Genomic DNA, 24,808 nt, shown 5'->3' with positions numbered 1-24,808 from the left:
ACGTTTCCAGCCCGGGCATCTTCGCACGGGCCATCAAATCATCAGGTAGGGCCGACTGGCAAGCTTATTGACCAACCGCCCCAATCAATCACACTTCGGCCATGTCGCCTTTGCTCTGCAGCCAGTGGCGGCGGTCTTCCGCCCGCTTCTTGCCCAGCAGCATATCCATCATCTCATTGGTCTGCTCATCGTCATCGATAGTCAGCTGAACCAGACGGCGGGTATTCGGATCCATGGTGGTTTCGCGCAACTGGAGTGGGTTCATCTCACCCAGACCTTTGAAGCGCTGTACGTTGACCTTACCTCGCTTGTTGCTCAAGCGATCGAGAATGCCGTCTTTCTCGGCGTCATCCAAGGCATAGTAAACTTCCTTGCCAAGGTCGATACGGTACAGCGGCGGCATCGCAATATAGACGTGACCAGCACGCACCAGAGATTCGAAGTGACGGACAAACAATGCGCACAACAGGGTGGCAATATGCAGACCATCCGAGTCAGCATCGGCCAGGACACAGATCTTGCCGTAGCGCAAACCGCTCAAATCATCACTGTCCGGGTCGATACCCAAGGCCACCGAAATATCATGGACTTCCTGCGAAGCCAGTACCTGATCGGCAGAGACTTCCCAAGTATTCAGAATCTTACCGCGCAGCGGCATGATGGCCTGAAACTCACGGTCACGGGCCTGCTTGGCAGAACCACCCGCCGAGTCACCCTCGACCAAGAACAGTTCGGTGCGAGACAAGTCCTGCTGCGAACAGTCTGCCAGCTTGCCCGGAAGTGCCGGACCCGAGGCGACCTTCTTACGCACCACTTTCTTGCTGGCACGCATACGGCGATGGGCATTGGCAATACAGACTTCCGCCAGTTGCTCGGCGATCTGCGGACGTTCGTTCAGCCACAGGCTGAAGGCATCTTTGACCACACCGGAAACAAACGCGGCGCACTGGCGTGATGACAAGCGCTCTTTGGTCTGGCCGGCAAACTGCGGATCTTGCATCTTAACCGACAGCACATAGGCACAGCGGTCCCAGATATCATCTGCAGTCAGCTTCACACCACGCGGTAGCAAGTTGCGGAACTCACAGAATTCACGCATTGCATCCAATAGGCCCTGACGCAAGCCATTGACGTGGGTACCGCCCTGCGCGGTAGGAATCAGGTTGACGTAACTTTCGGTGATCAGCTCGCCGCCTTCCGGCAGCCACAGCAATGCCCAGTCAGCAGCTTCAGTCTGGCCACTGAACACACCGGTAAACGGCTCTTCCGGCAACAGGGTATAACCCTTGACGCCTTCGGCTAGATAGTCCTTCAAACCATCTTCATAACACCAGCGGAAGGTTTCATCGTTGGTCTTGTCGGTAAAGACAATTTCCAATCCTGGGCAAAGCACCGCTTTGGCCTTGAGGTTACTTTTCAGGCGAGAGACAGAAAATTTCGGGCTATCGAAATATTTGGCATCCGGCCAGAAGTGGACACTGGTTCCCTTGGCACGGCGGCCACAGGTACCGATCACTTCCAGCTCGCTGGCCTTGTCACCGTTTTCAAAGGCAATTTGATATACCTGGCCGTCACGTTTTACCGTGACCTCGACGCGGGTCGACAGGGCGTTAACCACCGAGATCCCCACCCCGTGCAAACCACCGGAGAACTGGTAGTTTTTGCCTGAGAATTTACCACCGGCGTGGAGCTTACATAGGATAAGCTCGACCCCAGACACCCCTTCTTCCGGGTGAATATCTACCGGCATCCCCCGGCCGTCATCAATCACTTCCAGTGACTGATCCGCATGAAGAATGACCTCTACCTTGCGGGCATGGCCAGCCAAGGCTTCATCGACACTGTTATCGATGACTTCCTGGCCTAGATGGTTAGGCCGTACCGTGTCGGTATACATCCCCGGACGGCGGCGTACTGGCTCAAGGCCATTTAGAACCTCAATGGCTCCAGCGTTATAGCTTTGCTCTGTCATAATTACGGAAAGTTACGGAAAAATTTCTGCCACAATAGTCAGTAACCCCAGCTCGGTTGTCAAGCTGGGGTCGAATATGTGGCCCACAATTGTGAGTCGAATTTGATCCAAGTCGGGACAAATTCCTCTCAAGCAACAGGTGCTCGGAAGGTATTACAAGCCCAAGAATCGAATGATTTGTTCAGGGTAACGATCAAATCCGACAAAACTATGATCCCCTTCGGGCTCAACCGTTTGCCGGCAGGCCGAGTATTTCTCGACAGCCTGGCGGTAATCCAGTACCTCGTCACCTTCTTGTTGGAGCAACCATAGCTGCTCGGGGTGGCGGAGTTTGGCCACATCCATCTGGCGCAGTTCATCCATATGTTTGGGCTCTAGGAAATAGCGCTCCCCGGTATAAGGGTTTTCCTGCTCACCCAGGTAATCCTGCAATAATTCGTAAGGTTTAACTGCTGGATTAACCAATACCGCAGGAAGCTGATAGCGGTCATTGAGCCAAGTGGAGATGAAGCCCCCCAGCGAGCTGCCGACCAAGCCTATCTGGTATTCATGACGCAATGATTGCACCAGCTCATCAATAAACACTTCAGCCTGATCAGGATAGCAGGGCATCTGCGGGATCTCGACCCGGATATCCGGTCGCTCAAGACGGCAGTATTCCGCCATAATCGTTGCCTTGAGGGATTTCGGCGAGCTGTTAAAACCGTGGATATACAGTAGCAACGGCTTCATCTAGTAACCTGCTGATTCAAAATTCGGGGTAAAGTCATGGCCTTCCAAGCGATAGACCTTTGTTTCAAGGCGTCCATCACTGTGCAATGTCAGATAACGCCAGCCCGGACCTTTCTGATCCAAGGCAAAGTCATGAGAATCAGGCTGGAACTGGATACAGGTCGACGGTGTCGCCAGTACCCTGACATCCTGATGAACTCGGTCCAGCTCCTGGTGGATATGCCCGCACAAAATCGCCTTAACCTGCGGATAACGGCCAATAACCTGCCAGAACGGTTCGCTGTTGTGCAGCTGATGCTGATCCAGCCAAGTACTACCTGCCGGTAGCGGATGATGGTGCAACAGAACTAACGCATGGCGCTCTGGGTGAGCCGACAAAGACGCGTCTAGCATCTCGAGCTGTTCTTGGCTCAGCTCACCGTGCGGTACCCCTTTGACCTGGCTGTCCAGCAAGATCACCTGCCAGTGGTCACCCGCCAGTACCTGATGGCAAGGCTTGATCTGCGGCGATGGCAACACCGCCTGCATGCTAGGCTGGTAATCATGGTTACCCGGCAACCAGAAACATGGCTGCGGCCAGCGCGCGATACCATCGCAAAAGCGCTGGTAGGAATGTTCGGTATGGTCTTGGGAAATGTCGCCCGTCGCCACAATGGCGTCAAAAGGGCGTGCAGCAGTATCTACCGCATTCAATACGGCATGAAAGCTGTCTTTTGTCGCGACCCCCAGTAAACTGCCGCCGTCATCGGCAAACAGGTGGGTATCGGTAATTTGCAGGAGAACCACACTATCGCGGTTCGTCTGTGGCAGAGTAAAAGTCTGCAAAACGTCAAAAACCTTGTCTATCTGATTCTGTTAACAAACCGACTGTCTGCTGATCCCGTTTTTTAGGCAATACGCCAACCAGTCTCCCAGAAAACGGTTAACTTGATGCTTCTCATCTTTCTGATGCATCCGCATATTGGGGTAATCATACCTTGGCTTCAGACGCGAAGTCTGCTGAGCGGAACACACTTCTGCGACCCTGGCGTCGTGGTACAACCTGATCGTCATTTTCGGGATCAGGTAATCCGGCAGCGATTCTTCTGCCTGGAGATGTATTTCAACCACCGTGGTATAACGGGTCGACTCAGTAATGGTCAGATGATATTCCTGTTCCGAAACACAATAAATGCATTGGTCCCCTACCTGATCGCTTTTTGGCAGCAATGGGAGCAACTTCGCATAGTTAGTTTCGTAAAGTCGCATGATACCAGCAAAATCAACAGTGTATCTTCTATTCAATCGGTATCCTCAGTGAGTGTGGTTGTCTAACGGGCAGCCTGCAACCGAGTGTAGTTCAATTGCAACCATTGCAGGGCAATGATCGAGGCTGCATTTTCAATTTTACCAGATTCTACCCACTGGTAAGCCTCTTCCCGAGAAACCACATGCACTTTGATATCTTCGCCTTCCTCTTCCAGGCCATGGATACCTTCTGCCGTGGTGCTATCCACCTCACCGACAAAAATATCCAATGTTTCCGAACAGCCGCCCGAGCTGGACAGGTAGCGGGTAATTTTATGGAGCAGGCCGACTTCAACCCCCGCCTCTTCCACTGACTCTCGGCGGACAACATCATCTACCTGTTCACCAGGCTCGATAATGCCGGCCACAATCTCCAGTTGCCATGGCGAACAATCAGCTGCCATCGCCCCGACCCGGAATTGCTCAACCAACACCACCTGATCGGTGACGGGATCATATGGCAACATAGCTGCAGCATGGCCGCGCTCAAACATTTCGCGGTCCAATGGCTGACTCCAGCCCCCTGCAAACAGGCGATGGCGAAAGCGATACTTCACCATACGAAAAAAACCTTGGTACAAAGGCTCCTGTGAGATGACTTCAATGTCATCTTGGGAAAACTGCCCAGGTCCGACTTGCTTAGCGCCTGTTTTTGCCATGGTTTTTATTCCTTTTGCCCTTACTCACACGGCCTCCGGCCGACGAAGGCATATATCATTCCATTCCCGCCAAGGATCGGCAATGATTTAATTCAACATTTATGACAATTATTGTGATTTTTTTTAAGTCGCTTTTCGCCACGAAAAGCTTAAAATCACATTTAATCCAGTAAAATATCGTAAAATAAAGTAAATTGTTCAATGATCAGTTTCAGGCAAGGAAACATAGGTTAAACTGGAGCCTTGCTCTTATTTTTGTCAGGACCAGGAAAGGCATACATGAAAAAATTGCTTCCGCTTTTTGTTAGCTTTGCGCTTGGCGGTCTTAGCCATACTGCACTGGCTGATGATCTCGCCGAAATCTACCAACAAGCAAAACAAAATGACCCTCAGTTGCTGCGTGCGGCTGCCGATAAAGACACTGCGTTCGAAACGATCAATTCAACCCGAAGCGCATTGCTACCACAGATTGACTTGACTGCTGGCTACAACACCTACCACATGGACTCTAACCTTGATGATGGTTTCAATGTTGGCCTTGGACTTAGCCAGTCTATCTACAACCGTACCAGCTGGGTAAACCTAGATATCAGCGAAAAGGTAGCGCGCCAGAGTGATGCATTCTATGCCACCACTCAACAAGGCCTGATCCTGCGTGTTGCTGACGCCTACTTTGCCGTGCTTCGCGCAATGGACGACCTAGAATTCGTCCGTGCCGAAAAAGCCGCCGTTGGCCGCCAGCTAGAGCAAACCAAGCAACGATTCGAAGTGGGCCTGTCAGCGATCACTGACGTTCATGATGCCCAGGCTCAGTACGACACCGTACTGGCTGATGAAATCCTGGCAGAAAACTCACTGACTAACAGCTACGAAGGCCTACGTGAAATCACCGGCCAAGAGCATACTGACTTGAGTATTCTTGATACCCGCCGCTTCAGTGCCAGCGCGCCTAAGTCCCGTGTCGAGAGCCTGATTACAGATGCTGAAACAGAAAACCTCAGCCTACTGACTTCCCGTATCTCACAAGATATCGCCCGCGACCAAATCGCACTTGCAGAGTCTGGCCACCTGCCAACCCTGTCGTTCAACGCCGGCTATAACTACGATGAGCCGTCAAACTCTGACGATGGCACGCTAACCGCTGGTATTAACCTTGCGCTACCTGTTTACACTGGTGGTCGTGTGACCTCGGAAGTGAAACAAGCCCAGTACGGCTATGTGGCAGCAAGCGAAGATCTGGAAGGCTCTTACCGCAGCGTTGTCCGTGACGTTCGCGCCTTCTACAACAACATCAACGCTTCTATCGGTGCCCTGCGTGCTTACCAGCAGTCTGTGGTTTCTGCCCAGTCTGCACTTGAAGCGACCGAAGCCGGTTTCGATGTTGGTACCCGTACCATTGTTGACGTACTGGATGCGACCCGTCGCCTATATGATGCCAACCGTCAGCTGGCCAATGCCCGCTACGACTACATCATCAGCCAGCTTCAGCTAAAACAAGCCGTTGGCTCACTGAACGAACAAGATATCTTGGACGTTAACGCCGGTCTGGTAAAAACGAAGTAATCGTAGCCCAGCTTAAGCTAACCGCATAAAAAAAGCGCCATCAGCAATGACGGCGCTTTTTTAATGTCTGTGGCAAGAGGAAAGGCCTATTAGCCCCGCCCCCCTTTAATTGCTTCGATGATCTCTGTGGTCGAGCAACCGTCCTCGAAGTTCAGCACCCGAACCTCACCACCAGCGGCAATCACTTCCTGGCCACCGGCAATTTCTTCCGGCTTGTAATCACCACCTTTGACCAATAGCGTCGGCAATATCTCACTGATCAAGCGTTGTGGGGTTTCTTCACTGAACGGCACCACCCAGTCAACCGCACCTAGCCCTGCCAATACCGCCATACGGCGATCTTCAGGGTTAACCGGACGGCCTGGACCTTTGAGTGTCTGAACCGAGCTGTCAGAGTTCACCGCGACAATCAGGCGATCGCCAAGTTTGGCTGCTTCATTGAGGTAAGCCACATGACCGGCATGCAAGATATCGAAGCACCCATTGGTCATCACCACTTTCTCGCCCCGGGCTCGTGCCGCTTTAACCGCTTGTTTCAGCTGGGCTTCACTGATCACGCCAAAACCGCTGTCCTGGCTGCCGTGAATAGCTTCGGTCAGTTCAATGGTCGACAAGGTCGATGTACCCAGTTTGCCCACTACGACACCCGCTGCCGCATTGGCCAGCTTACAAGAGTCAGACAGTGATTTACCTGCAGCCAGAGAAGCCGCCAGTACAGAAATCACCGTATCACCAGCACCGGTCACATCGTAGACCTCTTTGGCCTGAGTCGGCATGTGCAGCGGCTCTTGGCCTTTTTGCAGCAAGGTCATACCGTGCTCACTGCGTGTCACCAGCAGTGCTTCCAGCTCAAAACGCTCAATCAATGCCAAGCCTTTTGCCACCAAGTCTTCTTCAGACTGGGCTTTGCCCGCCACCGCTTCGAACTCTGACAAGTTCGGCGTCAGCAGGGTTGCACCGCGGTAGCGTTCGAAATCCGCCCCTTTCGGGTCAACCATCACTGCAATACCAGATTTACGAGCCAACTGGATCATTGCCTGGACATGCTCAAGGGCCCCCTTGGCATAATCCGACAACACAACCACCTTGCTTGATGCCAGCGCCTGCTCCATACGAGGCAAAATCACATCCGCCGGCACATTATGGAAACCTTCTTCAAAGTCCAAACGGATCATCTGCTGACCGCGGCTCATCACTCGTAGCTTGGTAATAGTTGGATAGTCCGGCAGGGTCACAAAATCACAGCGAACATCCAACGACGAAAGCTTTTCCGACAGCGCACGGGCCGGCTCATCAATACCGGTCAGTCCAACCAAACGGGCATGACCGCCCAGTGCGGCGATATTCATGGCCACGTTGGCCGCTCCACCCGGACGCTCCTCTACCTGATCGACTTTTACTACAGGAACGGGGGCTTCAGGGGAAATACGACCTGTCGGCCCATACCAGTAGCGATCCAGCATGACATCACCCACGACCAGCACGCCTGCTTGATCATAATCAGGAAGAGTCAGTTTCATTTTTTTCTCCGGGATTGTGATAACCCCCAAATATTAACACAAAGCCAAATTAGCATGCATCTGCTCGGGGGATTTCAACGGTGATTCAACTACAAAGGGCGAGAAACCGTCCTCGCCTTCATAGTCCAATATTAAGCCTCAGGCTCCAGCAATGACTGCCAGATCGCCTGTACACATTGGCGCTCATCAGCAAAACGTCCTTCTTCGACATAGGCAGGTAGCCCCAGCAAACTCAGGCGATGGATTTCATCCCGCATCGCACAATAGGCCTGCTTGAGCTTCATTGCTTGCTCCGGCGCCAAAATATCGTAATCGGCCATGGTATCGAACAAGCGGACATTGTCCGACCAGCGAGTCAGCGCTTTCTCTTCGGCGGCATGCTGCAAGACCAAGTACTGGGCCAGAAACTCAATGTCGGTGATCCCGCCCTTGTCCTGCTTGAGGCCGAACATCCCGGCTTTCTTGCTACCAAGGTGATCGCGCATCTTGTGGCGCATATCGACCACTTCCTTACGCAGCGGCTCGGCTTCTCTGCTGGACATCAGAATGGATTTTCTCACATCGGCAAACGCCTGCTGCAACGGGGTATCGCCATAAATCATTCTCGCCCTGACCAAGGCTTGATGCTCCCAGGTCCAAGCTTCTTTTTGTTGGTAATCGGCAAACGCTTCCATGGTACTGACCAGCAGCCCCGAAGCACCGGATGGGCGCAAGCGCACGTCCACTTCGTATAGCACCCCAGAAGCGGTGCGGGTAGAGAACAAATGGACAATACGCTGGGCGAGGCGCAGATAGAACTGCCTGCCGTCTATTTCCTTGCGGCCATTGGTATATACGTTATCCGGACAGTCATGAAGGAACACTAAGTCCAAATCGGATCCGTAACCGAGCTCCCAGCCACCGACCTTGCCGTAGCCCAATACCGCAAAGCCTCGCCCGCTGCGCTCGAGCAAATGCCTCGGCTCACCGAATTTTTCCACCATCTGCAGCCAAGCCTGGTTAACCACGGCAGCAACAATGGCTTCTGACAGGTAGGTCAGATGATCGCTGACCTTCATCAAAGGCAGTGCGCCAGCGATATCTGCCGCAGCGATACGCAGCAGCTGAGTCTGTTTGAACTGGCGGATCGCCTCCATCTGCTGTTCCATGTCCTCTTCCGGGATCCGGGCAAGGAATTCGCGCAACTCGTCACCGTAGTGCTCAAGCGGCGTCGGGTTGTAGAGATGCTGGGGATCAAGCAGCTCATCGAGCAAAATCGGATATTGAGCCAGCTGGGTAGCAACCATCGGGCTGGCCGCACACAGGCGCACCAGTTGCTCGAGTGCCGCCGGATGCTCGCTGAGCAGCTCGAGGTAAGTGGTTCGGGTTGCGATCCGGACAATGAGTTTACTGACCCGCTCCAGCACTGCTGGGGCATCGTCACGGGTTACAATCAGCATCAGTACCGCGGGCATCAGCTTGGCGAGAACTTCCCGGCCGCGGGGGCCAAGCGTGCGCTTCGATAGCTCGGCCTTCATATTGGCCAGAACTGAAAGTTGGCTCTCTGCCTCCGGGGCATTGAGCTCAGCAAGGATCGCGGTCACCACTTCAGGATCTTTGATCATGGCCCACATTTCATGGAACTGAGCCGTGGCTTCACTTTGCGACTCTTCCTCATCGCTGCCAATGATGTCATCAAACACCGCATGGATTGCCGCCATATGGCGGCCAACAGCCAGCTCTAGCCCTTCCCAATCCGCAAAGCCCATCGCCAATGCCAAGCGACACTGATCAAGTGGTTTATCCGGCAAGGTTTGGGTCTGCTTGTCATCGATTGCCTGCAGCAGATTTTCCAACTTGCGCAAGAACGCATAGCCCTGCTCGAGATCATCAACTTGCAAAGAAGGCAACAAGCCTTGTGCTCTTATCGCCTGAAGGGTCTCGCGCAAGCCACGTCCCCGCAACTCAGGCGTGCGCCCGCCACGGATCAACTGGAATGACTGGGCGATAAACTCCACTTCGCGGATCCCGCCCGGCCCGAGTTTGATGTTGTTGGTGAGGCCACGGCGACGCACTTCGCTGCTGATCATCGCCTTCATCCGCCGCAATGACTGGATGGCACTGAAATCGATATAACGGCGGAACACAAAAGGCCGCAGCATCTGGCGTAATTCTTGGTACTGGGAGAAGCTTTCTTTTCCCATCACCCGTGCTTTGATCATGGCATAGCGCTCCCAGTCACGCCCCTGCTCCTGGTAGTAATCTTCCAGCGCGGCATAGCTCATCACCAATGGGCCACTATCACCAAATGGCCGCAGGCGCATATCGACCCGGTAGCAGAAGCCATCGAAGGTCTGCTGATCGAGCGCCTTGATCAGACGCTGCCCCAAGCGGGTAAAGAACTGGGCATTGGCCAGGCTACGGCGTCCGCCTTGGGTTTCGCCGTTTTCGGGGTAGGTAAAGATCAAATCGATATCGGACGAGAAATTGAGTTCGCCGCCACCGAGCTTGCCCATCCCGAGGATCAACATCGGCTGGGCTTCACCACCGCTGTTCATCGGCGTGCCCCACTCAGCGCAACATTGCGCATAGAGCCAGTTGTAGGCTTCCATGATCATCGCCTCCGCCAACATAGAAAGATGACCGAGACTTAAATCCAAAGAGTTATGACCGATAAAATCACGCCAGGCTATCCACACCATTTCGCGGCGGCGGAACTGACGCAGCACCCGCATCATTCCGGCTTCATCATTCACTTTAGCCAGATCGCCAGCCAAGTCAGAGCGATAGTCTTCCGCTCTTGTTGAGTCATCCAAATGCTGGGCTAACCATGGCAACAAAGCAGCATCACGCACTACCGAGGCGGTAATAAAATCACTGTAGGCCAGTGCCTGCTTGAGCTCATCAAGCTTCTCCTGTGGCCAGTTGGCTATTGCATCCGGTTGGGCACAGCTAACTTTATCCCACGCCTTGTCCATTGCGGTTTGGAAGCGATCCTGCACAGTCATAGGGGTTCCTTTTCAAATGCCGTTGTCTTACCTACCCACGTTGACCAAAACCATACTGGCCGGCTGGGTATTGATTGTCCTTACGATAGCACAACGCCCGCACGAGGCGGGCGTTGATTTGATGATAAAAGTGTATTTAATTATACGTGGAAGGCTTGGATTTTCTTTTCCAATTCAGTGGCATGATTTTGCATCGCATCCGATGTTTCCGACAATTCAGTCACTACCACGACCGATGCTTCCACCAGCTCGCGAACATTGGTCAGGTTCTGGTTCATCTCGTCAGCAACGGTGCTCTGCTGCTCGGCTGCCGATGCGATCTGGAAGTTCATGTCATTGATCAAACTGACCTGCTCCACAATTTTATCCAGCTCACCACCGGCACTGGTCACCAGATCTACCCCTTCTGCAGCTTCGACCACACTCTGCTCCATCAGGCCCACCGCCTGCTGGGCACTGGTTTGCAGCTGGGAGATCATTTCCTGGATCTCAACTGTTGCAGTCTGGGTGCGTTGGGCTAAGTTACGTACCTCGTCTGCCACCACGGCAAAGCCACGTCCAGCATCACCGGCACGGGCCGCTTCAATAGCCGCATTAAGCGCCAGCAAGTTAGTTTGCTCGGAAATACTCTGGATAGTAACAATCACAGTGCCGATCTGCTCAACACGCTCTTCCACCTGATTAACCGCATTGGCTGACTGGCTGATATCCTGCGACAACTGGTTGATGGTGCCGATAGTCTGGGACACGAACTGCTGGCCCTGAACCGCCTGACCCGATGTCCCTTCCGTCGCGCTCGATGCTTCGCGGGCATGCTCGGCAACGGTCTGCACTGTCGAGGTCATTTCGCTCATTGCCGACGCCAGCTGGTCAATCTCATTGAACTCTTCCTGCGCCGACTCCTTGGTTTCAACCATGCTGATCGACATGACTTCAGCCAAACCAGATAACTCGCCGGCAGCATCACGCTGGTTGCTGATCACCTCGCGTAGCTGAAGACGGGTCTTCTCAAGTTCTTTAGCCAGATCACCGTATTCGTCACGGCACTCCATCACGATAGGCTGGGTCAGATCCCGGGCAGCCAATCGTTTAATACTCTCTGCCAGGTATCGGGTCTGGCGCAGCATGACATGGGAGCCACCTAGCAAAATCACCACAAAGGCAATAATCATCAAGGCCGTTTGCCAGGCCACCTGCACAAGGTACTGCTGGTAATAGGCGTCGGCTTCCGAGGCTGGTTGCGATGCAACAACCACCCAGTTCAATCGAGGGAGTTCAACCGCATACTCAAAGCGCGATTGATCAGAAAAGATCAGACTGGCCTGTCCGGACAGTTGCTGCAAGGCACGGTTAAGGCTGCCTTGGCTATCAATCTCTCCCTGCAGCCCAGACAAAGCGCTGGCACTCGGGTGACCGATAACTTTGTTGCTGCCGCGCTCGACCAAATAGACATAGGCGCCGCTGTTCATGGCTGCCGCCTGTGCAGCAACCACCTGTTCAACTAGCACAACGTCCTGCTGGCTCGTCGATGGCAGCGCCTGAATAACCGCTGCGGTTGCCTGCGCTTGCTCCTGCGCCCTGTCTTGTTGGATATCCACTACCGATTGATAGAAGGTGCTGGCATCCCACAGCTGCTTGCCAACCAGCAAGATGGTGCTGAACACCATCAGCAATAACAGCTTGGGGATCAACCGGATATTTGTCAGCCCTTTCTCCCAAGGCTTGAAAACCATTTTGGTCATGTGGTATCTCCATATATTCTTATTACGCCCATGCAGAGTCAGTTGGTCACGTAAAGGTCCTCAGCTTTGCATAGGGTGTAGGGAAGTCGGTGCCTAGAAATCTATTTATTTTTCGCACCGAAACAATACTTCTCATTCTATCTATCGGCTGCGCAGTACAAAAATTTAATGATGAAAAAGATCGACCCCGTCAAATATGAGCTCAATCCAATGAGCCTGATGTCATTGGTATTGTCGTTTGTATCACTGACCATAGTGACCACGATGATCTTCCTGCCCAAGCAAAGTAACGGCTATTTGTTGCTGCTCGGCATCGATACCTTTATCTGTCTGGTCTTCTGGTGCCAGCTGCTTGCGGACTTTTTCCGAAGCAAGGAGAAGATCACCTATCTCAAGACCCACTGGCTCGACTTCATCGCCAGTATCCCGATCATCGAACAAATACGATTTGCCCGCCTGCTGCAAATCTTCCGGGTGATCCGCCTGATCCGCTCCAGCCATCAGGTTCTCAACCAAATCCGAAGCAACCGTCGTGAAGCAACCGTTGCCAGTATCTTCCTGCTATTAACCGTGTTGGTCTCCGTCGGCTCGGCCCTAATGTTGATCCTCGAAGGCAACGTCCCCGAGTCCAACATAAAAGATGCCAGTGATGCCCTGTGGTGGGTATTCGTGACGATTTCGACCGTCGGCTATGGTGACCATTATCCAGTGACCGTGATGGGTAAAATACTCGCTGCGGTCATTATTGTTTGTGGGGTGGGTTTGTTCGGTATGGTGGCCGGCCTGGTGAGCTCCATCATCTCCGATCCCGAACAGAAGAAAGAGCAGGACGATGCCCGCCATGAACGCGAGTGGCAGACTATGCTGGCCAATCAGCAACGTTTAATGGATCGCCTTGAAACTATTGAAAGAAAACTGGAAGAGCAAAAGTCAGAAAAAACGTAACTTAGGTATATGACAAAACACCCGGCCTAAGCCGGGTGTTTTCAAGTCCTTGCCATTACTTTATGGCCAGTATGGGAGAAGCTCGATACCCATTTGGCGGGTCTGATCCATCGCATGGATCAACGACTCTTCCTTACGCTGGAGCCATTTTTCAATCTGGCTGCGATCCTCGTCGTCTTCCTGTTCATCCAACAATTGGCGGATAGGCTCAAGGTGGCGAAGATCATCAATTCCCTGCAGCAAGTCCAGCCATGGCATGCGAAATGCCATGCGCTTTTCTTCTTCATATAAAGAAGCAAAGCTCAAACCGCTCATCAGGTTGCGAAGCAAACGCGGTTGCTGGTCGAGATAATCGACACGATTGAGCTGGCGCTCGGCCGGAAAGACATCAAGCAATTCCTGCCACGAACGTCCCAGCATATTATCGGCAAAACCTTTGACCGGCTCGGCCAAACGTGCCCGGGACTTGTCATCGAGAAACGGCTGCCAGCCTCGGCTCAGGATCCAGCGACTCAAGTTGAGCAGCAAACCACAGTAACGTGACGAGCTGAGCAGAAGTAACATTTCATTGTCGTCTGGCAGTTCCGATTGAACAACTTCAAGTTGCTTCACCAGTTGTTTGCGCGCATTGAGCTTTTTCAGCGCATGGCCTTTTTCGGCCAGCAAATACTCCAAGCCTGCGGCATCAGCCAGCCAATCCAGCTCGCCTTCTAGCCACTGCAGTTCCTGGCGTAATAGGGCACTGGCCCGACGCGGGATCATGCCACCGAAGGTGACCAGGGTTTGGCGGATCAAGCCAAGCGCCTGCTGAATTTGGACCAGAGCCTTCGGCTCTTGGCGTTCAGCAAAGATTTGTTCATGGTAATGCCAATGGCCCAGAGCATGTTCAAGGGTTTTGACAAACACGGTTTCGACCGACTCACTGCCGTCAAGTTTGACCGCTACAAGCTGAGTCACTTCATCACCCTGATAGCCTGCCGCCAAACGGTAACCCCGGGCAGCTTTGCTCAGGTTACCCAGGCGCATGCCACCGTCGGCGCACAATTCACGGGCCAGAGTAAACAAGGCATCCGTTTGGCCTGACTTCAGCTCCAGCTCGACTTCGCAAATCGGTGTCGTTTCACCGTTAGCACTTACTTCCCCTTGGTCAAAGGCCAGTTCGACCTGGCTGCCATCGGGCATCGCGACCAACCATTGCTGACGGACGAAATCAGTAGAGAAAAGCGGGGCAAGCTGCTGCTGGGTTCGATCAACATCAAAACCTTCCGGCCAAGCATCTGCAGGATGCAGGGCGAGAGCAGGCTCGGTGCTGTTGGTTTCGGCATTGTATTCCGGACGCTGGTGCAGTCCGGCGACCACACGACCGGCGGTCTTCAATGTTTGGACAAATACATCATCAAAACGACGGATCCGAAGACCGATATCGTGCTGGCGAAGAATTTGGTCTGGGGTGTCGAAGTAGACATTGCCTAACTCGCGACGACTTTGCTGCAGAACTTTCGCTTCAGCGATTTTTTTCAGTAACTGGCTCGAAAATTCTGGTGAGACGAAAAACTTCAGTTCTATCTCAGTTTCCATAGTTCTACCTATAAACAGTGGCAAACCAAGGATATTGGCAATTGCACTCCGGGGCAAGTCTGAAATATAAACAAAACCTTGATCGAAATTAGTTCCCCTATACTTACTTATGCGTTACCATGCGCGCCTTAATGACCATCGCTCAAGAATTAGCCATTTAAGGCACTTTCTAGGTTATTCGGCTATGCCAGTAAATACTATTATGGGGCTATTTGCTAAGTCCCCGATCAAACCATTGCAACGTCACGTTACCCGTGTAAATGAGTGTTGCGAATTGCTAGTCCCTTTCTTCGAAGCCTGTAAGGCGGGTGATTGGGATCAGGCGGCTGTCCTGCGCGAGCAAATTTCCCAGCTTGAAAAAGATGCGGATGTGCTTAAGCGAGAAATCCGTCTGAAGCTTCCTCGTGGCCTTTTCATGCCAGTCGATCGTACTGACATGCTTGGTCTACTGACCCAGCAAGATAAGCTTGCCAACTTGTCGAAAGACATTGCGGGCCGCGTCTTGGGTCGCCAGCTTCAAATTCCTTCCGAAATGTATCCTGACTTTATCGCCTACGTTCAACGTTGCCTTGATGCCGCCAACCAGGCAAACCGTGTCATCAACGAACTGGACGAGCTTCTTGAAACAGGCTTTAAAGGCAGAGAAGTGACGCTCGTGGCTGAGATGATCAACCAGCTTGACGTTATCGAAGACGATACCGACAGCATGCAGATCAAGCTTCGCCAACAGCTCATGTCCATCGAAGACCAACTCAGTCCGGTGGATATCATGTTCCTTTACAAGATTCTCGAGTGGGTTGGTGCTATCGCTGACCAGGCACAACGTGTCGGCTCTCGTCTTGAAATCATGCTATCGCGCTCATAAGCGAAAGAGTGTAACAAAAACAAGGTTTTACAATGGAAATCCTGGCTAACTACGGCACCATTCTTATTTTGGTGGCGGCTTTTTTTGGTCTATTGATGGCTATTGGTATTGGTGCGAACGACGTTGCCAACGCCATGGGTACCTCGGTCGGTTCTAAAGCTCTGACCGTTAAACAAGCAATCATCATTGCGATGATCTTCGAGTTTGCAGGTGCTTACCTAGCAGGTGGTGAAGTTACAGATACCATCCGCAAAGGGGTTATCGACACCTCGCTATATGCTGCCAATCCGGAAGTATTGGTGTACGGCATGATGTCAGCCCTATTGGCTGCTGGTACCTGGCTACTGGTTGCGTCCTACATGGGCTGGCCGGTATCTACTACTCACTCCATTATTGGTGCCATCATCGGTTTTGCCTGTGTTTCAGTAGGTACTGACGCTGTTGACTGGAGCTCTGTTCAGGGCATCGTCGGCAGTTGGCTTATCACACCGTTGATCTCGGGGCTGTTTGCTTATGCTATTTTCATCAGCGCCCAGCGCCTGATCTTCGATACTGATAACCCAGTAATCAATGCTAAGCGCTTCGTGCCTGTCTACATGTTCATGACCACGATCGTAATCGCTCTAGTTACGATCAAAAAAGGTCTGAAACACGTAGGCCTTCACCTCTCGAGCGGTGAAGCATGGCTGGCATCTGTAGCTGTGTCCCTCATTGTAATGGTGTTTGGTTACATTTATATTAACCGTAAATACACAGACGACGGTTCGACCGTTGATAGCAATGGATATGCCGGTGTTGAGCGTATTTTCAGCCTGCTGATGGTGGTTACAGCTTGTGCGATGGCCTTTGCCCACGGCTCTAACGATGTAGCCAATGCTATCGGTCCTCTTTCTGCCGTTGTCACTACCGTTCAGAACATGGGTGAAATCACCGCCAAGAGTCAAATCGCTTGGTGGATCTTGCCGTTAGGTGGTTTCGGTATCGTTATCGGCCTAGCAACAATGGGTCACAAGGTTATGGCCACCGTTGGTACCGGTATTACCGAACTAACGCCAAGCCGTGGCTTTGCTGCCCAGCTAGCGACTGCATCTACCGTTGTGCTTGCATCGGGTACGGGTCTTCCTATTTCAACCACCCAAACATTAGTCGGTGGTGTCATTGGTGTTGCCTTTGCCCGTGGTATCGCAGCACTGAACCTGGGTGTGGTCCGTAATATCGTTGCCTCTTGGGTTGTTACCCTGCCAGCTGGCGCCTTGCTTGCAGTCATTTTCTACTACGTAATGCAAGCTGTGTTTAGTTAAACACCGTCAAAGCGGGCTCAAGATCAAAAGAGGGAGGCTATGCCTCCCTCTTTTCTTGCACCCAACGCACAAAATTCTTAGACTTCCTCTCTTAGAGAAAAAACAGGCTCTCCCCCAAGGAATCAAATTGTGAAGCAGCTAATCAGCTTACTATTACTCGCTTGTGCCATGGTGACCATGCCTGCGCAGGCCCAAACTCGGTATATCTCCGACAACCTATTTACCTACATGCACAACGGCCCAAGTACGCAATACCGTATCATGGGTAGTGTGAATGCCGGTACCAAAGTCGATCTATTGGAAACTAACCGCGAGACTGGCTTTAGCAAAATCCGTGATAACCGCGGCCGCACCGGCTGGGTTAACTCTGACTTCGTTTCGCCTCAAGTTGGCCTTAAAGTGCGTTTCCCTGCGCTGGAAAAAGAGCTGACTGAAGTGAAAGCACAGCTAGAGGAAGCGCTGGAATCTGGCGATGAGAAAACGGCTAGCCTGCAAAACTCACTGAAGCTTCGCAACGAACAAATTTCTGATCTGGAAACCCAGAACGGCCAGCTTAACGAGCAGCTAATGACCTCGCAGGCTGAGATCCGCGAGCTACGTGCCCGCCTGGACACTCAGAAAGATGACCTGCTGATGCGCTGGTTCACCTACGGCGGTATGGTTGCCGGCGGTGGTCTGCTATTCGGCCTGATCCTGCCTCACCTTATCCCGCGTCGCCGCAAGCGCAACAACGGCTGGGCATAATCTCCCAAACAGAGATGACAGCAACAGAGCGGAATCAAAAAAGGCAGCTAAGCTGCCTTTTTTATTGTCCAATATTGAGTGCTATTGCCTGTTTACCATTCCGACAGGGCTGGCATTGATATAAGGTAAGACTCGAAATCAAACATCACCTCGCGCGGCTCAATCCTCCGTAACACCACGCCAGGTGCAATCTCATCCCCTTCATAAGCCTCGCTACCATTAACCTTGACCCAGCGGCTATCTGCCGATGACGAGTAGATATGAGTCTGGAAGTTCAAATGCGGGATCCTATCCTGAACCGAAGAGGGAAGATCACCAATGGAAACCGCACTGAGCGGAGCCTGCGGCTCAGGCATTGCCGGCAAGCGCTCTTCCTGCAGCAATTGCGGCAATGTTTCCCCGTCACCAGTAGCTGCAATCGCGGCCTTCAGTTGGCTCGCCAACTGTGGCGATAACTCGGAGTAATCCAGCCCTTCCAAATCCCAGCTATCGTCAACGGAATTACTGGCTGGTCGACGGACGGACTGATCCACCGAGGTAGGCAACGGCAGTGGCTCGCTATCCCAGCCACTTGGCTCACTGGCCGCTTGAACGGGTGTTGAAGAGGTCTGAGTATAACTCACCCGATACGGTTGTCCTGCTTGATGAGGGAGAGGTTCGGCATAAAACTGCGGGTAATCCAATCTCTCAATGCCTTGCGGATATTGCGGCCTCTCAGTCACCGCTGCGACTTCAAGTACCGAGGCTGGTGTCAACTCAGATGCAACCTCAAGTGTCGGTGCCGACACCGGCTGCACTGTCGCCAAGGATGCAGAGGCCACGGATGCAGATGCCTCAGTAGCAGCGGCCTGATGTTCAACGGTATGAGGCTGAGGCGCTATACCACTTTCCGTTTGTTGCTGCTGGAAAAACAGATACCCCAGCATCCCGATCACCGGCAGGGCAAAACCGGCCCCCGTTAGCAACCAAGGATTAGTTTGCTTTGGAGCTGGCCCCGTTCGATATGCCGCCCCCGATGGCAATGTTGCCGGTGCGCGCTGGGCATCCGACTGAGCCAGAGCTGATAATAACTTCGACATTAGCTTTTCTCCGGTTGCAGGGTCGGACCCGGTAAATTCAGGGCTGAATCAATCACCATCAAGGTGCGAGGTCCGGCGATCCCATCCACCGATAAATCTTGGGCGCGCTGGAAGCGGCGCAGTTTATTGAGCAGAGCCTGCTCAAAAGTATCCTGGTTCTCCGGCATCACGCCCAACAACTGGCTCAGCTGACGGTCGAGCCATTGTACCCTAGGCCCTTGCTGGCCGTAACGAATAGCGGTTTTGTCACCCAGCGGCGGTCGCCACAGCAAGGTGTATTCACCATTCCAACGCTGAATCAGCCATTGAGCACTGACAGCAAAACGCTGCCCGGCCAACAGCAACTCAACCCTTTCATGGCCAATTGCGTACAAGGTTGCAAAATAGGTTTCCCCACTCGGCTCACTGAGCTCAATAATCGCCGGGCGGTTGATCAATGCCAGCTGCTCAAGTGAACCCGTTCCGTTAAAACAGCTTAGCTGGACACGGCTGCCTGACTCACAGTTGGCCTGATTGAGTTGGGTGCTGTACCCCCAAAGCTTATACAGTGTCTGCATCGCCAGACGCTCAGAGCCAGCCTGGCTAACCACCTGCTGCCACAGCTCCTGTGGCGACAGCCGTTGTGGCCTAACCTGTTGAGAAGTGCTCTGCACCGCCTTAATGACCGGCTGCGTCTGTGACGACGAAGAAACAACAGGCTTACTGGCTGTCATAGGCTCTTGAGCCGTGGCAGTCACAGCGACTGAGGCTTGCACAGCAGCATCAGACACTACCGGCAAAGGCTGACTGTTAGGTTGCGACAAAATACCCGACCAGTACCCCAACCCAATAGCAGTGACAACACCTGCGGCCAAAGCAACAGCCAAAGGTTTGCGAGAAGCCGTAGGCGTATCCGTATTATTGGGAGCCGTGTATTGCGGTAATTGCCAGCTCAAGACATCACTGCACGCCCGCTCGACCAGCTCTTTGTTCAGCAAATGGGTCGATTGTTGGTGGGCCAGCTGCATCGACTTGTCACATACCAGGTTGATAAGACGAGGGATCCCGCCGGTGGCCTTGGCAATTTGCTTGGTCTGGGCCGGGGCAAACACTTCATGCAAACAATCCACCGCCTGCAGGCGGTAATGGATATACTCCCGCACTTCATCTTCAGTCAACGGAAGCAAGTGGTAGCGGGAAGTGATCCGCTGGGCGAGCTGGCGCAGCCTGTCCTGCTGTAACAGCTGCTGCAGCTCTGGCTGCCCCACTAGCACCACCTTAAGCAGTTTGACACTGTCTGTTTCTAGATTGGTCAACAGACGCAGCTGCTCGAGCACTTCCGGCAATAGGTGCTGAGCTTCGTCAATCAACAACAGGGTCTGGCGTCCCTCACGATGGTTGGCCAGCAAATGCTGGTAGATGCCATCGGTCAGGGTTTTGATGGTTGCCTCATCGGTATAATCAATTCCCAACTCATCACAGAGACTGGCAAGCAGCTCTCGAGTCGACAGTGACGGGTTCATAATAACCGCCACCTGGGTTTCCTGAGGCAGACGCGATACCAACGCGCGCAGAACAGTTGTCTTACCGGTACCCACCTCACCGGTCAACAAACCGAAACCGCCCCCTCCATTGAGGCTGGATAACATGTGGGTCAATGCTTCACGGTGACGCTCACTCAGATAAAGGAAACGTGCGCTGGGCACAATAGAAAATGGTGATTCGGTGATCCCAAAAAAGTCCTTGTACATGCCTTTTGATCTCTTATTGTCGGCCTGGAAGGGGAAGCCCCCTACGTTACCTGTCCCTTAAATGAATGTATAGCCCTTCAGATAAGGCCTGACAAGGGTTTTGCCTCTAAACCTCGGCCTGCCGCAAGCCATTCGTGAGTACACCTAAGGTTTGGTATACTGGAGCAATAACAGTCTGCAGTCAGAACGAAAAAGGATAAATCAGTGCAAACGTATTTAGTTGGCGGGGCTGTGCGAGATGCCCTGCTTGAACAGCCAGTGAAAGACAAGGACTGGGTCGTTGTCGGAACGACGCCCGAGCAAATGCTGGAGCAAGGCTACAGCCAGGTCGGTAGCGATTTCCCGGTTTTCCTGCACCCGAAAACCAAGCAGGAATATGCCCTCGCCCGTACCGAACGTAAATCTGGCCAGGGCTATACCGGATTCACCTGCTACTCTGCCCCGGATGTGACCTTGGAGCAGGACTTGATGCGCCGGGATCTGACTATCAACGCGATTGCCCAGGCCGAAGACGGCAGCCTGATAGACCCTTACCACGGCCAGCGCGATCTTGAGCTGCGCCAACTTCGCCATGTCTCTCCTGCGTTTGTCGAAGATCCTTTGCGTGTACTGCGCGTTGCCCGCTTTGCTGCCCGGTTTGCCCATCTTGGCTTTTCCGTCGCTGCCGAAACCATGGCACTGATGCAGGATATGGTGGTAGCTGGCGAGCTTTCCGCCCTGACACCGGAGCGGGTGTGGATCGAATGGGAAAAGTCTCTACAGTCCGACAACCCTGAAGTCTTTCTCAAGGTATTGCGCCAGTGCGGTGCCCTTGCGGTGATCATGCCGGAAATCAACGCCTTGTTCGGTGTTCCCCAGCCGGAAAAATGGCACCCGGAAATCGACTGCGGTATCCACACCCTGCTGGTTACCGAGCAAGCGGCAAACCTCAGTACGTCCAAGGCGATCCGTTTTGCCGCCCAGGTCCACGATCTTGGCAAAGCCCTCACCCCCAAAGAAGAGCTACCGAGTCATAAAATGCACTGCCATACCGGGCTCGATGCCATTCGTGGCTTATGCCAGCGCCTGCGGGTGCCGAACGAGTATCGCGATATCGCCCTGATGGTCTGCGCCCAGCATACCAAGTTGCATTTTGCCGCCGAGCTGCGCCCAAGCACCTTTATCAATATCTTCGATCAAATCGATGCCTGGCGTAAGCCAGAGAGAGTCGCCCAACTGGCTACCTGTTGTCGGGCCGATGTAAGAGGCCGCACCGGGTTTGAAAACGATCCCTACCCGCAGGCTGATATCTTCGAGGGTGCCTTTGCCGCCGCCCAGGCTGTTGAGGTGAAACCGATTGTCGAAGCTGGTTTCAAGGGGAAAGAGATCAAGGAACAACTTGCCCTACGCCGTGCGGAGGCTGTCAAAAACGCACTGGTAGATCTACGCTAGCCACGGCTCTATGACTAATTGAATATCGGGCTATCTGATTACCAAGTCGTGAAGAAATAAAAAGCCCGGCATTAATAGCCGGGCTCTCTGTATCAGTTCAATATGGATGCGCTATTACTGAGTAAGCAAAAACGCAATCAGACCTGCGCCAAGTAGTAAGCGGTATACCACAAACGGGAACATCCCCAAGCGGGTAACCAGCTTAAGGAAGGCGTGGATACAGGCATACGCACTGACAAAGGAGACGACAATACCGATCAGCAAAGCATCCAGCTGGATTGGTGCACCGCTCACTACCATCTTCATACTCAGGTAGCCACCGGCAAGCAGGATGATAGGGATCGACATCAGGAACGAGAAGCGCGCTGCCGCTTCACGGGTAAAGCCAAGGTACAGTGCCGCTGTCATCGTTGCACCGGAGCGCGAGGTACCCGGGATCATCGCCGCCGCCTGAGCTAGGCCGATAAATAGCGAACGCTTCCAGTCAGCTTGGTATTCATCATCTTTTTGGGAAGCACGTACATCCACCCACCACAGCAGCAAGCCGAAGAAGATCGTAGTACCTGCAATCACCCACGCCGAACGCAAGTAGATCTCGATGATGTCTTTCATGAACAGGCCGAAGATACAGGCTGGGATCGTGGCCAGCACAATCATCCAAGCCAGCTTGGATTCAGCGCTGTGCTCTTTCTTGAAGATAGAGCTGATCCACGCCGACAGCAGGGCTACTACTTCCTTGCGGAAATACCAGATCACTGCAGCCAAGGTACCCACATGCACCGCCACATCAAACGCCAAGCCCTGATCGTCCCAGCCCAAAATGGCCGATGGCAAAATCAAATGGGCAGAGCTCGAAATCGGCAAAAACTCAGTCAAACCCTGGATCAGGGCCAGCACAAAGGCTTCAAAGTAACTCATAACAATCCCTAAACGACAAAATGATATTCAACAGGCCAAAGTGCCTGTTCAAAACGAGAATCATGCCAAAGCTCGGTCACCGTGCGACCATCTCCCGGGATCACCCGTTCAGGGCACAGCTCCATCAAAGGCTGCAACACAAAGGCAAACTTATATATATCGCTACGTGGCAAAACGGGGTAGGTGCTCTGCACAGTATCGCCATAAAGGAGAATGTCCAGATCCAAGGTGCGACTTTGATTTTTGGCTGCATCGGACGAGCGGCCATGTTGCAACTCTAACTGCTTCAGCGCATCCAAGAGTGTATCCAAAGACAAAGACGTTTCGATGACAGCGACACAGTTATAGAAGTTCGGTCCACTAAAGCCCACCGGCTCGGCTTCATAGATGGTAGAAACCTGCATCCCCGTACCCAGCCGACTCAACCCCAGCAAACCAGCCTGCAAATAGCGTTCGCGGTCTATGTTGGAGCCAAGGCTGATATAGACAGTGGTCACTTGCTTCCCCGCTCGATCACCACCCCGACACCACGGGCATTGGCAACCGCACCCGGCTTGGTCACACGTACCTTGATCCAAGGCACTGAGAACTGGGTCATGATCAGGTTAGCGATTTCCTCAGCGACACGCTCCACCAACAGGAAACGGCCATTTTGAATATGCTGTGTCACCGCATCACTCACCGCCGCATAATCCAGGGCATAAACGACATCATCGCTTTGTGCAGCAGGACGATTATCGTGAGCCATTTCCAAATCAAGCACCAATTTTTGCTTAATTTCCTGTTCCCAGTCATACACACCAATGGTGGCGATGACTTCTAGATGTTCGATAAATACTGAATCCATGTTCAATCGCTAATAATGTTAGAGGTCGGATACCTAATTTGAGCAAAAACGCGTATTATCAGGTCGTAATCGTCTATATACTATGATCTTGATTTATATGATCATCGTATTGCCTAAGAGGCTTCGGGGGAGCACTATACCATATGCCGGCCCATGCATCATGGCTGACGATAGATTAAATCGGCGGCTCATTGCCACTTGCTACAGGATCTTGCATGACACCACTTGTACTCATGATCATCATCGGCGCCTACCTGCTGGGTTCAATATCCAGTGCCGTCTTGATCTGCCGCTTGTACGGCCTGCCAGATCCGCGAGAAAACGGCTCGGGCAACCCCGGGGCCACCAATGTCTTGCGTCTCGGCGGCCGTGGTGCTGCTGCCAGTGTACTGGTGTGCGATATCCTCAAAGGCATGCTACCGGTCTGGCTAAGCTACTTCATCGGCATCAACCCGTTCATGCTGGGTTTCATCGGCATTGCCGCCTGCCTTGGCCATATCTACCCGATATTCTTTCATTTCCGAGGTGGTAAAGGCGTCGCGACCGCGTTGGGCGCACTGGCTCCCATTGGCTGGGATCTCAGCGGCTTGCTTATCAGCACTTGGTTACTTACTGTATTAGTTACCGGTTATTCTTCGCTAGGCTCCATGGTCACCGCTCTGGCAGCCCCGCTATTTACTTGGTGGGTCAAACCGGAATACACCATGCCGGTCGCCATGCTGTCATGCCTTATCGTGTTCCGTCATCACGACAATGTCCGCCGCCTGCTCGAAGGGGAAGAGAGCAAAATCTGGAACAAATTCCAGCGCAGAAACAAAACAACCCCGCCACAAGACTGATTGTCAGCCTGTCACGGGGTTGCTGCTTTACCTAGCTCATCGATTTACTGCCCATTCGTTTCTAGGCAG

At 52.9% G+C, this 24,808-nt stretch carries 21 protein-coding genes; 7 read left to right on the top strand and 14 right to left on the bottom strand.

Annotated elements, in window-relative coordinates:
• Positions 1-88: 88 nt before the first annotated feature.
• The 5 genes from parE to nudF all read right to left on the bottom strand — a co-directional run bounded on the left by parE (position 89) and on the right by nudF (position 4,650).
• The gene (gene parE, locus ACXAD4_RS16720) at positions 89-1,972 is read right to left on the bottom strand and encodes a DNA topoisomerase IV subunit B (protein WP_475242901.1); all 1,884 of its coding nucleotides are present in this window, start codon (positions 1,970-1,972) and stop codon (positions 89-91) included.
• Positions 1,973-2,125: 153 nt separating this feature from the next.
• Positions 2,126-2,704, bottom strand: a complete 579-nt coding sequence (yqiA, locus tag ACXAD4_RS16715) for an esterase YqiA (RefSeq protein ID WP_475242899.1) — start codon at positions 2,702-2,704, stop codon at positions 2,126-2,128.
• On the bottom strand, positions 2,705-3,529 hold the full coding sequence (cpdA, locus tag ACXAD4_RS16710; protein WP_475242897.1) for a 3',5'-cyclic-AMP phosphodiesterase: 825 nt from the start codon (positions 3,527-3,529) through the stop codon (positions 2,705-2,707).
• Positions 3,530-3,559: 30 nt separating this feature from the next.
• On the bottom strand, positions 3,560-3,988 hold the full coding sequence (locus tag ACXAD4_RS16705; protein ID WP_317523829.1) for a DUF1249 family protein: 429 nt from the start codon (positions 3,986-3,988) through the stop codon (positions 3,560-3,562).
• Between the two features lie 26 nt (positions 3,989-4,014).
• Positions 4,015-4,650, bottom strand: coding sequence for an ADP-ribose diphosphatase (gene nudF, locus ACXAD4_RS16700; protein WP_475242895.1), 636 nt, complete (start codon positions 4,648-4,650; stop codon positions 4,015-4,017).
• Positions 4,651-4,929: 279 nt separating this feature from the next.
• Here nudF and tolC point away from each other — a divergent pair, with 279 nt between their 5' ends.
• Positions 4,930-6,213, top strand: coding sequence for an outer membrane channel protein TolC (gene tolC / locus ACXAD4_RS16695; protein ID WP_475242893.1), 1,284 nt, complete (start codon positions 4,930-4,932; stop codon positions 6,211-6,213).
• Positions 6,214-6,302: 89 nt separating this feature from the next.
• On the opposite strand, the gene hldE is transcribed toward tolC, so the two are convergent.
• From hldE to ACXAD4_RS16680, 3 genes are all read right to left on the bottom strand, one after another.
• Positions 6,303-7,733 carry a bifunctional D-glycero-beta-D-manno-heptose-7-phosphate kinase/D-glycero-beta-D-manno-heptose 1-phosphate adenylyltransferase HldE gene (gene hldE, locus ACXAD4_RS16690; protein ID WP_317523832.1) on the bottom strand — a complete coding sequence of 477 codons (1,431 nt, stop codon included), beginning with the start codon at positions 7,731-7,733 and terminating at the stop codon, positions 6,303-6,305.
• A 131-nt stretch (positions 7,734-7,864) separates the two neighbouring features.
• Positions 7,865-10,720, bottom strand: coding sequence for a bifunctional [glutamate--ammonia ligase]-adenylyl-L-tyrosine phosphorylase/[glutamate--ammonia-ligase] adenylyltransferase (gene glnE, locus ACXAD4_RS16685; protein ID WP_475242891.1), 2,856 nt, complete (start codon positions 10,718-10,720; stop codon positions 7,865-7,867).
• 140 nt (positions 10,721-10,860) lie between these two features.
• Entirely contained in the window at positions 10,861-12,462 is a 1,602-nt protein-coding gene (locus tag ACXAD4_RS16680) for a methyl-accepting chemotaxis protein (protein WP_475242890.1), read from the bottom strand.
• Positions 12,463-12,633: 171 nt separating this feature from the next.
• Here ACXAD4_RS16680 and ACXAD4_RS16675 point away from each other — a divergent pair, with 171 nt between their 5' ends.
• Positions 12,634-13,407 carry a potassium channel family protein gene (locus ACXAD4_RS16675; RefSeq protein ID WP_475242889.1) on the top strand — a complete coding sequence of 258 codons (774 nt, stop codon included), beginning with the start codon at positions 12,634-12,636 and terminating at the stop codon, positions 13,405-13,407.
• A 60-nt stretch (positions 13,408-13,467) separates the two neighbouring features.
• Here ACXAD4_RS16675 and ACXAD4_RS16670 read toward each other — a convergent pair whose 3' ends face one another.
• The gene (locus ACXAD4_RS16670) at positions 13,468-14,985 is read right to left on the bottom strand and encodes a CYTH and CHAD domain-containing protein (protein ID WP_475242887.1); all 1,518 of its coding nucleotides are present in this window, start codon (positions 14,983-14,985) and stop codon (positions 13,468-13,470) included.
• Between the two features lie 184 nt (positions 14,986-15,169).
• On the opposite strand from ACXAD4_RS16670, the gene ACXAD4_RS16665 reads away from it, so the two are divergent.
• The 3 genes from ACXAD4_RS16665 (at position 15,170) to ACXAD4_RS16655 (ending at position 17,895) form a co-directional block, all read left to right on the top strand.
• Positions 15,170-15,850: a TIGR00153 family protein gene (locus ACXAD4_RS16665; RefSeq protein ID WP_039456252.1), complete on the top strand. Its 681-nt coding sequence runs from the start codon at positions 15,170-15,172 to the stop codon at positions 15,848-15,850.
• A gap of 32 nt (positions 15,851-15,882) precedes the next feature.
• On the top strand, positions 15,883-17,151 hold the full coding sequence (locus tag ACXAD4_RS16660) for an inorganic phosphate transporter (protein WP_107299584.1): 1,269 nt from the start codon (positions 15,883-15,885) through the stop codon (positions 17,149-17,151).
• Between the two features lie 129 nt (positions 17,152-17,280).
• Complete coding sequence (locus tag ACXAD4_RS16655; protein WP_475242885.1) at positions 17,281-17,895, top strand: TIGR04211 family SH3 domain-containing protein; 615 nt, start codon at positions 17,281-17,283, stop codon at positions 17,893-17,895.
• Between the two features lie 92 nt (positions 17,896-17,987).
• On the opposite strand, the gene ACXAD4_RS16650 is transcribed toward ACXAD4_RS16655, so the two are convergent.
• Together ACXAD4_RS16650 and ACXAD4_RS16645 are read right to left on the bottom strand one after the other, a co-directional pair.
• On the bottom strand, positions 17,988-18,974 hold the full coding sequence (locus ACXAD4_RS16650) for a general secretion pathway protein GspB (RefSeq protein WP_475242884.1): 987 nt from the start codon (positions 18,972-18,974) through the stop codon (positions 17,988-17,990).
• Positions 18,974-20,704, bottom strand: a complete 1,731-nt coding sequence (locus ACXAD4_RS16645) for an ExeA family protein (protein ID WP_475242883.1) — start codon at positions 20,702-20,704, stop codon at positions 18,974-18,976. Before ACXAD4_RS16645 ends, ACXAD4_RS16650 begins: the two co-directional genes overlap by 1 nt.
• Positions 20,705-20,908: 204 nt before the next feature.
• Between ACXAD4_RS16645 and ACXAD4_RS16640 the strand changes: the two genes are divergently transcribed.
• Positions 20,909-22,135, top strand: a complete 1,227-nt coding sequence (locus ACXAD4_RS16640; RefSeq protein WP_475242881.1) for a multifunctional CCA addition/repair protein — start codon at positions 20,909-20,911, stop codon at positions 22,133-22,135.
• A gap of 114 nt (positions 22,136-22,249) precedes the next feature.
• Here the strand turns inward: ACXAD4_RS16640 and ACXAD4_RS16635 are convergent, their stop codons facing one another.
• The 3 genes from ACXAD4_RS16635 to folB are packed head-to-tail and all read right to left on the bottom strand — an operon-like array spanning position 22,250 to position 23,906.
• A complete protein-coding gene (locus tag ACXAD4_RS16635) occupies positions 22,250-23,053 on the bottom strand; it encodes an undecaprenyl-diphosphate phosphatase (RefSeq protein ID WP_475242880.1) in 804 nt (267 codons plus the stop codon).
• An 8-nt stretch (positions 23,054-23,061) separates the two neighbouring features.
• The gene (folK, locus tag ACXAD4_RS16630; RefSeq protein ID WP_475242878.1) at positions 23,062-23,550 is read right to left on the bottom strand and encodes a 2-amino-4-hydroxy-6-hydroxymethyldihydropteridine diphosphokinase; all 489 of its coding nucleotides are present in this window, start codon (positions 23,548-23,550) and stop codon (positions 23,062-23,064) included.
• Positions 23,547-23,906, bottom strand: a complete 360-nt coding sequence (folB, locus tag ACXAD4_RS16625) for a dihydroneopterin aldolase (RefSeq protein WP_475242877.1) — start codon at positions 23,904-23,906, stop codon at positions 23,547-23,549. Before folB ends, folK begins: the two co-directional genes overlap by 4 nt.
• A gap of 209 nt (positions 23,907-24,115) precedes the next feature.
• Here folB and plsY point away from each other — a divergent pair, with 209 nt between their 5' ends.
• On the top strand, positions 24,116-24,739 hold the full coding sequence (gene plsY, locus ACXAD4_RS16620) for a glycerol-3-phosphate 1-O-acyltransferase PlsY (RefSeq protein ID WP_107299592.1): 624 nt from the start codon (positions 24,116-24,118) through the stop codon (positions 24,737-24,739).
• Positions 24,740-24,808 lie beyond the last annotated feature (69 nt).

The organism is Photobacterium sp. AWH4_225, assembly GCF_056158405.1.
The sequence above is the reverse complement of the archived record's forward strand: the minus strand, read 5'-3'. Positions and strand labels throughout refer to the sequence as shown.

Bases quoted from the DNA above. Each gene is read 5' to 3' on its own strand.
- parE (WP_475242901.1), bottom strand. From the start codon at position 1,972: ATGACAGAGCAAAGCTATAACGCTGGAGCCATTGAGGTTCTAAATGGC.
- yqiA (WP_475242899.1), bottom strand. From the start codon at position 2,704: ATGAAGCCGTTGCTACTGTATATCCACGGTTTTAACAGCTCGCCGAAA.
- nudF (WP_475242895.1), bottom strand. From the start codon at position 4,650: ATGGCAAAAACAGGCGCTAAGCAAGTCGGACCTGGGCAGTTTTCCCAA.
- tolC (WP_475242893.1), top strand. From the start codon at position 4,930: ATGAAAAAATTGCTTCCGCTTTTTGTTAGCTTTGCGCTTGGCGGTCTT.
- hldE (WP_317523832.1), bottom strand. From the start codon at position 7,733: ATGAAACTGACTCTTCCTGATTATGATCAAGCAGGCGTGCTGGTCGTG.
- glnE (WP_475242891.1), bottom strand. From the start codon at position 10,720: ATGACTGTGCAGGATCGCTTCCAAACCGCAATGGACAAGGCGTGGGAT.
- ACXAD4_RS16680 (WP_475242890.1), bottom strand. From the start codon at position 12,462: ATGACCAAAATGGTTTTCAAGCCTTGGGAGAAAGGGCTGACAAATATC.
- ACXAD4_RS16675 (WP_475242889.1), top strand. From the start codon at position 12,634: ATGAAAAAGATCGACCCCGTCAAATATGAGCTCAATCCAATGAGCCTG.
- ACXAD4_RS16670 (WP_475242887.1), bottom strand. From the start codon at position 14,985: ATGGAAACTGAGATAGAACTGAAGTTTTTCGTCTCACCAGAATTTTCG.
- ACXAD4_RS16665 (WP_039456252.1), top strand. From the start codon at position 15,170: ATGCCAGTAAATACTATTATGGGGCTATTTGCTAAGTCCCCGATCAAA.
- ACXAD4_RS16660 (WP_107299584.1), top strand. From the start codon at position 15,883: ATGGAAATCCTGGCTAACTACGGCACCATTCTTATTTTGGTGGCGGCT.
- ACXAD4_RS16650 (WP_475242884.1), bottom strand. From the start codon at position 18,974: ATGTCGAAGTTATTATCAGCTCTGGCTCAGTCGGATGCCCAGCGCGCA.
- ACXAD4_RS16645 (WP_475242883.1), bottom strand. From the start codon at position 20,704: ATGTACAAGGACTTTTTTGGGATCACCGAATCACCATTTTCTATTGTG.
- ACXAD4_RS16635 (WP_475242880.1), bottom strand. From the start codon at position 23,053: ATGAGTTACTTTGAAGCCTTTGTGCTGGCCCTGATCCAGGGTTTGACT.
- plsY (WP_107299592.1), top strand. From the start codon at position 24,116: ATGACACCACTTGTACTCATGATCATCATCGGCGCCTACCTGCTGGGT.